Here is an 8796-nt window from a genome sequence, read left to right as displayed (position 1 = left end):
AAATCGTGGGTTTCTGTCGCCAGTTTCCCTGCTGTTGGACGTGCCGGTGCTGTGGCATTCGTCGTCGGTGAAGAAGGTCGTCAGGTGGCTTATGTCGGAACCGGATACCGTGAATTTTTGGGTGTCGAAACATATTATGACGATTTTTATACTTTCGATGGAGTTAGTTGGAGTTCGGCTCCTGCCACTAAATTACCGAAGCCTAAGGATCGTGTAGATGGTGGACGTAGAGACGGTATCGCCTTTTCTTTAAATGGTAAAGGTTATGTCGGGACCGGACTGGTTAGCGGTGGAATGGTGGTGAACGATATGTATTGTTTCGATCCTTCTAAATCAGGAGATGCTGCCTGGAGTAATGTTGAGTTCCCTGGCGATCCCCGTTGTGGTGCCGTTGCTTTTGTGATCAAAGACAAAGCTGTGGTATGTCTTGGTGCTGCTTCTTCTTCCGGCTCCAATTTCCGCCGGGATGTATATACCTTCGACGGTACGACCTGGGATGATAAAGAGCCTTTGGTTGATCAGGACGGACGTGGTTTCGACAATGATTACAATCAGATTCCCCGCGCATATGCCGTTGCTTTTGTGTCTTCAAGAGATGGAGGTGTATTGAAAGGATATGTGGCTACAGGTAACGGTAGTTATCCGGGTACTTGCTGGGAATATAATATCGACACTGACCGTTGGGATGAAGTGACCGAGTTGCCTGCTGCAATGAACAGACGTGCCTATGCCGTAGGATTTACCTTTAATGATTACGGGTATGTGACTACCGGAGGATCGACAATGAATGCTCCGATAGATGTCGATACCTGGAAATTCACTCCTGGAATCGACGAAGACGATGATAACGACTATGCACCTCGTGAATAGTACGTTGCCGGATCGATTCGGATTTTGAAAGCGGAATGATATAAAGATGGGGCTCTTCTTGGGCTCCATCTTTTTTGATCCGTCTGTTTTTGAAGTTATGTTATACCAACGATCCATTTGGGCTTTATTTGTATCCGATATCTTTTTTATTTATCTTTAGCGCATAAACTTTAGAGAAAAATGAGGAGAACGTTTATTTTATTTGCTTTTTTGTTCCTGTGTTCTTGGAGGGGATATGCTCAGTGGAATACCAATAACATCCTCCGGATGGGACAAAATGCCATTTATTTCGATGATTATATTTCTGCTATAGATAACTTTAATAACATTATTCGGGTAAAGCCCTATTTGTCGGAGCCTTATTTCTTTCGGGGGCTGGCCAAATTGAATCTGGATGATTATGAAGGGGCGATACAGGATTATTCGAAGGCTATCGAGTTGAATCCCAATTATTTTCATGCTTATATGTATCGTGGAGTGGCTTGGCATAACTTACGTAAATATGAGGAGGCGATGGCCGACTATGCTCAGGCGATCGCTTTAGAGCCCAGGGATGCTTATGTGTATGCCAACCGGGGGATTACCGAAGCTGAAATGGGGGATTTTAAGGCTGCTGAAAAAGACTACTCGAAAGCGTTGATGATCGATAGTAAACTGGTAGCCGCTTATTTAAACCGGGCTGTGGTCCGGGAAAAACTGGACGATTGGGAGGGAGCGATGGCCGATTGTACTTCTGCTATCCGGTTGAATATGTTTTCGGACGATGCTTTCGGTTTGAGAGGATATTTGTGGTTTCAGCATAAAGAGTATCACAATGCCATCGAAGATTTTAACCGGGCTTTAAAAGCTAATCCCGAGAATAAGCGTATATTGATGAGCCGGGCGATGGTTTGGTATGAAATGAAGAAATATCCGGAAGTATTGAACGATTATAGTGAAGTGATCCGGATCGATAGCAATTATATTTATGCTTATTACAACCGGGCTATGTTGCGGGCAGAGGTTGGCGAGAAAAATGCGGCTATCCGGGATTTGGATAAAGTGGTGGAAATGAATCCCGATAATATCCTGATTTATTTCAACCGGGGATTGCTGAAAATGGATATCCGGGATTGGTATGGGGCTTACGATGATTTCACTGAGAGTATTCATTTGTATCCGGATTTTGTGAAAGCTTATCTGGCACGGGCGGCCGTTAATCAGGAGTTAAAGGATTTCGAGGCTGCCGATAAGGATCATTATTTGGCGATGCAGATCATGGATCGCTATAAGCGGATGAAAGAAGGAGATAAGAATGCTTTGGTAGATACTACGGCCAATTTCCAGAAGTTGATCGATATCAATGCCCGGCATGACGAAGTGCGGGATGTGATCAACGGACGGGTGCAGGATAAGAAAGTGATCATCGAATTGCAGGATGTATTTTATGTGCAATACCTGAGCCTGGATTCCTTGAGAAGTGGTAAAGTACAATATTATAACCGGCATATTATGGATTATAATCAGGCACATAATTATAATCCGGCTATTACGCTATGTAATAAAGATTTGGTATATCCGGCCGATTTTGCAGAATCTTATGTCGAAGAGCTGACCGGGCGGATAATGCAGACAGGGGATGCGGATGCTTATTTGATCCGGGGAAGTATTTATCTCAATCAAAAGGAGTATGCCAAAGCCATCGAAGACTTTTCGGCGATATTGGAGAAAGAACCTGATAATCTTTTGGCACTGTTTAATTTAGCTAATGCCAGAATGTTAATGTTCGATTATATCGAATCTGTGGATGATAAGACTCCCCGTATTGTCGGTGAACAACAGCAAATGCAACGCAAGATAGATTATTCTCAGGTCATAGAAGGGTATAATGAATGTCTCCGGATAGACTCTGATTTTGTTTTTGCCTTATTCAATATGGCCAATGTATATGCCAAAAATGGCGAGATCGAGAGGGCTATCGAAACTTTTAATCAGGTATTGAGACTCGATAAGGATATTGCCGAAGCCTATTTCAACCGGGGACTATTGTATATCTATACCGGCCAAAAAGCTTTGGCAAATGCCGATTTGAGTAAAGCCGGTGAGTTGGGTATCGTGAGCGCCTATAATGTTATCAAGCGCTATTGTAAGGAAAACTGAAAGGCGGGAAAGCTATAAGCAAAAAGCTAAAGGCTATAAGCAAAAAGCAAAAAGCTAAAGGCTAAAAGCGAGTGGGTTTAGCCTATCGCTTTTAGCTTATAGCCTTTTAGCTTTTAAATAATTTTCTCCAAATCTTTCAGTGAGCAGGTTATTTCACTGTCGGGGATGGTATAATTTTGCAGGTTACCGGCGAAGTATTGTTCGTAGGCATACAGATCGATCATACCGTGACCCGAAAGATTGAATAAGATCGTCTTTTCTTTTCCTTCTTCTTTGGCCTTTTGGGCTTCCCGGATCGCCTGGGCGATGGCGTGGGTCGATTCGGGTGCAGGGATAATCCCTTCGGTACGGGCGAATAGTACTCCGGCTTCAAAAGTTTCTAGCTGAGGCATATCTACAGCTTCGATCAACCGGTCTTTTAATAATTGGCTGACGATCGCTCCTGCTCCATGGTAGCGAAGTCCTCCGGCATGAATATTGGCCGGTTCGAAATTATGGCCTAAGGTATACATGGGAATGAGAGGAGTCAGCCCTACGGTATCGCCGAAATCATATTGGAAGGTTCCCCGGGTTAGTTTCGGACAGGATTGAGGTTCTACCGCAACGACCCGGATTTGTTTCCCTTCGGTTAGTTTTTTGCGTAAATAAGGAAAGCCGATACCGGCGAAGTTCGAGCCACCGCCAAAACAACCGATCACCACATCGGGTTCCGCTCCTGCCTTTTCCATTTGAAGAATAGCTTCTTCTCCGATGACGGTTTGGTGCATCAATACATGGTTCAATACACTGCCGATGGTATAGTTGGTTTGAGGATCTTTGGCTGCCATTTCAACAGCCTCCGATACTGCGATACCTAAACTACCCGAAGAATTGGGATGTTCGCTCAGGATTTTTCTTCCGGCTTCCGTCAGTTCGCTCGGCGAGGGAATGACGTCGGCTCCCCAGGTGTTCATCATCAGTTTACGGTAAGGTTTTTGATTATAGCTGACCTTCACCATGAATACTTTTAAATCTATTCCGAAGTAACGGGCTGCGAAGCTCAGGGCAGATCCCCATTGCCCTCCGCCTGTTTCGGTGGTCAGGCGTTTGATGCCTTGTTTATAGTTATAATAAGCCTGTGGGATGGCGGTGTTGGGTTTATGTGATCCTGCCATACTGGTACTTTCGTTTTTGAAATAAATCCTGGCCGGGGTATCCAGGGCTTTTTCCAGTCCATAAGCTCTGACTAGCGGAGTCGGACGCCAGATTTTGTACAAATCTTGTACCTGTTCAGGAATTTCGATAAAACGTTCTTGCGAAAATTCCTGATTGACTAACTCTTCGGCAAAAATAGGCAAAAAGTCCTCTTTACTGGCTGCTTGTTTGGTTACAGGGTTCAGAGGAGGTAACGGTTTGTTGGTCATATCCGCCACGATGTTGTACCAGTGGGTCGGTAATTCTTTTTCTGTCAGGGTAATTTTCTTGTCTCCTTTCATGTTGTTTGCGTTTTAGTGTGTTTATCTGATTTTAATGATTAAGCAAAAGAAAAACGCCTGATGTTCGTAATAAACATCAGGCGCTTCAGTTCTTTTATACAATAGAATCACATTACCTCATCGTTTATTACGAAGTTCAACCGGCGCCACCACCAATTCTGAGTCATGTGATTTTGTTTTGTCATCTCTTCTATTCTCTTTTGATGCAACAAATATAGAAATGATTTTTTTTAAATTCCAAATAATAATGGATTTTTATTCTAATGGGTACATTCTTTTTGTGCTAATACTTTTTCGAATTGGGATAGACGTTCTTCCATTTTCCCTAATTCCCGGCAAGATTCTCGCATCTCTTTTTCTTTTTTCTCGATTTCTTCTTCTTTCTTGAGTAGTAGGGTTTTCAGGGTTTCTATTTCTTTGTCTTTTTCCAAACATTCCTCGCAGAAACCGAATTCGTTCCGATTGATTTGCCGGAGAGATTTTTGGTCTATAAGCGGACTTCCTATTTCACGGATGAGCCAATTGGCATTTAGTTCCGGGAATAGACGGATAATTCCCATCAGATGCTTGTCTGGTATGTGATCCCGGCAATTTAACCAGTTACTCACTTGTTGACGTGTCTTCAGACCAAGTTTAATTCGTAATTCTTCTTGTGAAATTTTTTTCTCATAGAGAAAATTAGCAAGCCTTTGATTTATTGACATATCCATGGTTGACGCAATATAAAAATGTTTACTTGTAAAGACCGTTTCTTGTGTTTCTTTTGAAAATTATTTACATTTGCCTTAGCCTTCGTTTATAAGTTATAATTAAATTTTGAAATTACGTCACAAAATGGATTGATAATAGTTGTTTCGTATAATTTGTTTGAGATAATATACGAATATGTTCTTGTTCGGAGAGAGGAGAAGCTTGGTGAGATAGCCGGGAATTTTTCCCGGCTATATTTTATTTATGAATGAGTTGCGTGGCTAATTCTTTTATATCGATGCCTGAAAAATTGCCCGAAGTCATAATGAGCAATACACTATTTTCGTAATTCTTTTGTGTTAGCTCTTCTAGTAATTGCCGGTTATCCGTGAATACTTTCAATTGCGTATCGTCGAAACCTTTTCTGACATCTTCGGAACTGATCTCAGGTAAGCGTTTATGCTTTACGACTTCCGGATTAAAAAATACGATAGCTTCGTCTGCCAGGTCCATGGTATGACGATATTGTGGAAGGAAAGCTGCATTCAGGCTGCTGAAAGTGTGTAATTCCATACAAGCGATTAACTTGCGTCGGGGATATTGTTCCCGTACAGCCTTTATGGTCGCTTGTAATTTTGATGGCGAATGGGCGAAATCGAGGAATACGACTGTATCGTTTTGTTCGGCTATTTTTTGCAGGCGTTTGGCTGCTCCCTTATAAGTAGCGATGGCTTTTAAAAAAGCGGTTTCGTCGATGCCCAATTCTTTACAAGCCAGATAGGCGGCTGAAATGTTTTGCAGATTATGTTCTCCGAATACCTGAATAGGGGTCGGTAAGCTACCTGCTAAATAAGTGGTTCCTTCTTCGGTATAATGAGGAAAACTTGTATATGGGATCGCTTGTACAGAAGCAGGTACCCGAGAGGCGATCTGTCGTAAATTTTCATCATTTTCGTAATAGATGAGTTTACCGTTCGGAGTGATCTGTCGGGTGAAAAGAGCGAATTGTTCTACATAGTTTTCAAAAGTAGGGAAAACGTTCATATGATCCCAGGCTATGCCGGTGAGGATAGCGATATCGGGGTGATAATGGTGGAATTTGGGGCGTCTGTCGATGGGAGAAGAAAGATATTCGTCTCCTTCGAAAACAGCGATTTTACTTCGGTCGCTCAGGTGAACCATGGTATCGAAGCCTTCCAATAAAGCTCCGGCCATATAATCGAATTCTATTCCGCATGTTTTCAAAACATGCATGATCATCGAAGTTGTGGTCGTTTTTCCATGACTTCCGCCGACGATGACCCGTAATTTGTTTTTGGTTTGCTCGTACAGATACTCCGGATAGCTGTAAATCGGAATTCCAAGTTCCTGTGCTTTTTGTAGTTCCGGATTATCTTCCCGGGCATGCATACCCAAAATGACGGCATCTAAACGGGAGGTGATGCGTTCCGGGTACCAACCCCACTTTTCCGGTAACAGGCCTGCTGCTTCTAATCTGGATTTCGAGGGTTCGAAAATCTCGTCATCCGAACCGGTCACCTGATATCCTTTTTTATGAAGTTCTAACGCCAGGTTATGCATTGCGCTTCCCCCGATAGCAATAAGATGTATGTTCATAAACTTATTTTTATAGTGTTGTAGATATTCAATCGATTGTAAATAAATTAGTTCTGTGTGCTATCCGATAATCTTATAGGACAAAGATAGTTGTTTTAGGTACACAATTTGCAAAGAGAAATACAATTAGTCGTGACAAATTTTTGTGTAATTTAAAATCAGTACATGAGATTTATTTATTTTCTGGTCTTCGGAGAATACTTTTGTTCGAAGGGTGTGAGCCTTTCGGATATCGGATTTACCCTTATTTTTTCGAAAAAATCATCCGGAACCGTATGTCCGGCGACCTGTAATAAAACTTTTTGTTCAGGATTGCGTAAAATCTTTCTGTAATACTAAATAAAAACAGGAAATGAAAACAAAAGGTTCTACAGCTTGGGTCTTTACTACAATGGTTGCAGTAGTATTGTTTATGGCCGCTTGCGGAAATTCTCAGAAGAAAAAGGAACAGGCGAAAGTTCAGGCAACAGAGCAACCCGCTGATTCAGTAACCGTTATCGAGTCAGAGACTGTCGTTATTGCAGTGGATAGCATCGCTCCCGATTCTGCCGCTATGAAACAAAAGGCACCGACCCCTAAAAAAACTAAGTAATTTAAAGCTATAAGCGAAAGGCTAAAAGCTATAAGCGTTTAATCGTTCTTAGCCTTTAGCCTCTAGCCTTTAGCTTTTAAAGAATCATTTGCGGCATAAATTCGAAGCTATTGTATTGAGGACGCAGACGATCGGTATTATAGAATTTATTGATATCGACCAATTTTTTACTACTGGTGACAATATCTATAGGTGCATTATCATAACGTCCGTTTCTTAAAATGACTAAACGCCCGTGCATTCCTTTAGAGATTAAATCGAGTGCAAGATTACCATAAGCCATAGGCACGATAGAGTCCATCGCATCCGGATTTCCACAACGTACCAGATAACCAAGTTTTTGATTGATGACATTGATGGTTTCCCCTTTATTGAACTTAGGAGAAAGATTTTTAAGCTCGTTGGAAACATAATCTCCAATTCCTCCTAATTTCTTATGACCGAACATGTCCGCTTCATCACTTTGGAACATCATCTGGCCGCCGCTGTAACTAGCTCCCTCGGATACCAGTACCACTGAATACTTGCTCGGATTGGTATACCGGTCCTGGCATAATAATTCCGCTAACCGTTCGATATCGAATTGGTATTCGGGAATCACACAGCGGTTTGCTGCTCCTGCCAGTGTCGGTAACATGGCTGAGAAACCGGCATAGCGTCCGAAGACTTCCAGTACCAGCAGCCGTTCGTGTGAACCGGCGCAAGTTCGCAAGTCATGGGTCAGCTCGATCGTCCGGGTGATACAGGTACTGAAACCGATACAATAGTCCGTACCCGGTACATCGTTATCCATCGTTTTCGGGATCGCTACTACTTTTACTCCTTCCTGACTCAGGCGTACGGCATAGCTTAAGGTGTCGTCTCCTCCGATTGGGATGAGGTAGTCGATGCCGATAAATTCCAGATTCTTCAGGACTTCAGGGGTTAAATCGTTTATTTCTGCATTGTATTTGTCCTTCAGATGTTCGGGAACGGCTGATTGGGGGACATGCGAAGCACGTGTCCGGGATGAATGTAAAAAAGTACCTCCTGTTCGTCCTGCTTTATTTACGATTTCTTCGGTCAACTCGAAATAATTACATGAATTATCTACTTTTTTGTCCCGGATGACATCGACCAAACCCTTCCAGCCCCGCCGGATTCCGATCACTTTATACCCTTCTCGTAAGGCACGTATGGTGACTGCTCTGATGGCGGGATTCAATCCTGGTACATCTCCTCCTCCGGTTAAAATACCGATAATTCCTTTTGCTTTCTGATTCATAGTAATTGAAATTAATGTTAGTAAATTCACACTAAAAGTGATAAAATATATTCTGAATAGCAAAATAAATCGGCTACCGTCAAGATAGAAGTGCAACACCATCCCCCTCTTCCTCCGTCCTTGGAGCGTAGCGGAAAGGGAGGAGAAAG

7 protein-coding genes are annotated in these 8796 nt (G+C 42.6%); 3 read left to right on the top strand and 4 right to left on the bottom strand.

What is annotated here, in order from left to right:
* A partial coding sequence (locus WS42_RS13615) for a Kelch repeat-containing protein (RefSeq protein ID WP_046451255.1) occupies positions 1–870 on the top strand: 870 nt, incomplete at its 5' end.
* Positions 871–1050: 180 nt separating this feature from the next.
* Complete coding sequence (locus tag WS42_RS13610) at positions 1051–3009, top strand: tetratricopeptide repeat protein (RefSeq protein ID WP_022161228.1); 1959 nt, start codon at positions 1051–1053, stop codon at positions 3007–3009.
* Positions 3010–3122: 113 nt separating this feature from the next.
* Here WS42_RS13610 and WS42_RS13605 read toward each other — a convergent pair whose 3' ends face one another.
* The 3 genes from WS42_RS13605 to WS42_RS13595 all read right to left on the bottom strand — a co-directional run bounded on the left by WS42_RS13605 (position 3123) and on the right by WS42_RS13595 (position 6791).
* Positions 3123–4484 (bottom strand): TrpB-like pyridoxal phosphate-dependent enzyme, encoded by a 1362-nt coding sequence (locus tag WS42_RS13605; protein WP_013613391.1) that lies wholly within the window; start codon positions 4482–4484, stop codon positions 3123–3125.
* 260 nt (positions 4485–4744) lie between these two features.
* Positions 4745–5044 (bottom strand): hypothetical protein, encoded by a 300-nt coding sequence (locus WS42_RS13600; RefSeq protein ID WP_229053262.1) that lies wholly within the window; start codon positions 5042–5044, stop codon positions 4745–4747.
* A gap of 388 nt (positions 5045–5432) precedes the next feature.
* On the bottom strand, positions 5433–6791 hold the full coding sequence (locus tag WS42_RS13595; RefSeq protein WP_022161229.1) for a UDP-N-acetylmuramate--L-alanine ligase: 1359 nt from the start codon (positions 6789–6791) through the stop codon (positions 5433–5435).
* Between the two features lie 352 nt (positions 6792–7143).
* On the opposite strand from WS42_RS13595, the gene WS42_RS13590 reads away from it, so the two are divergent.
* Entirely contained in the window at positions 7144–7383 is a 240-nt protein-coding gene (locus WS42_RS13590; protein ID WP_013613395.1) for a hypothetical protein, read from the top strand.
* 76 nt (positions 7384–7459) lie between these two features.
* Here WS42_RS13590 and WS42_RS13585 read toward each other — a convergent pair whose 3' ends face one another.
* A complete protein-coding gene (locus WS42_RS13585) occupies positions 7460–8647 on the bottom strand; it encodes a 6-phosphofructokinase (protein ID WP_013613396.1) in 1188 nt (395 codons plus the stop codon).
* Positions 8648–8796 lie beyond the last annotated feature (149 nt).

The sequence above is a fragment of the Odoribacter sp. N54.MGS-14 genome (assembly GCF_000980295.1).
In the GTDB taxonomy this organism is placed as follows: domain Bacteria; phylum Bacteroidota; class Bacteroidia; order Bacteroidales; family Marinifilaceae; genus Odoribacter; species Odoribacter splanchnicus.
The sequence above is the reverse complement of the archived record's forward strand: the minus strand, read 5'-3'. Positions and strand labels throughout refer to the sequence as shown.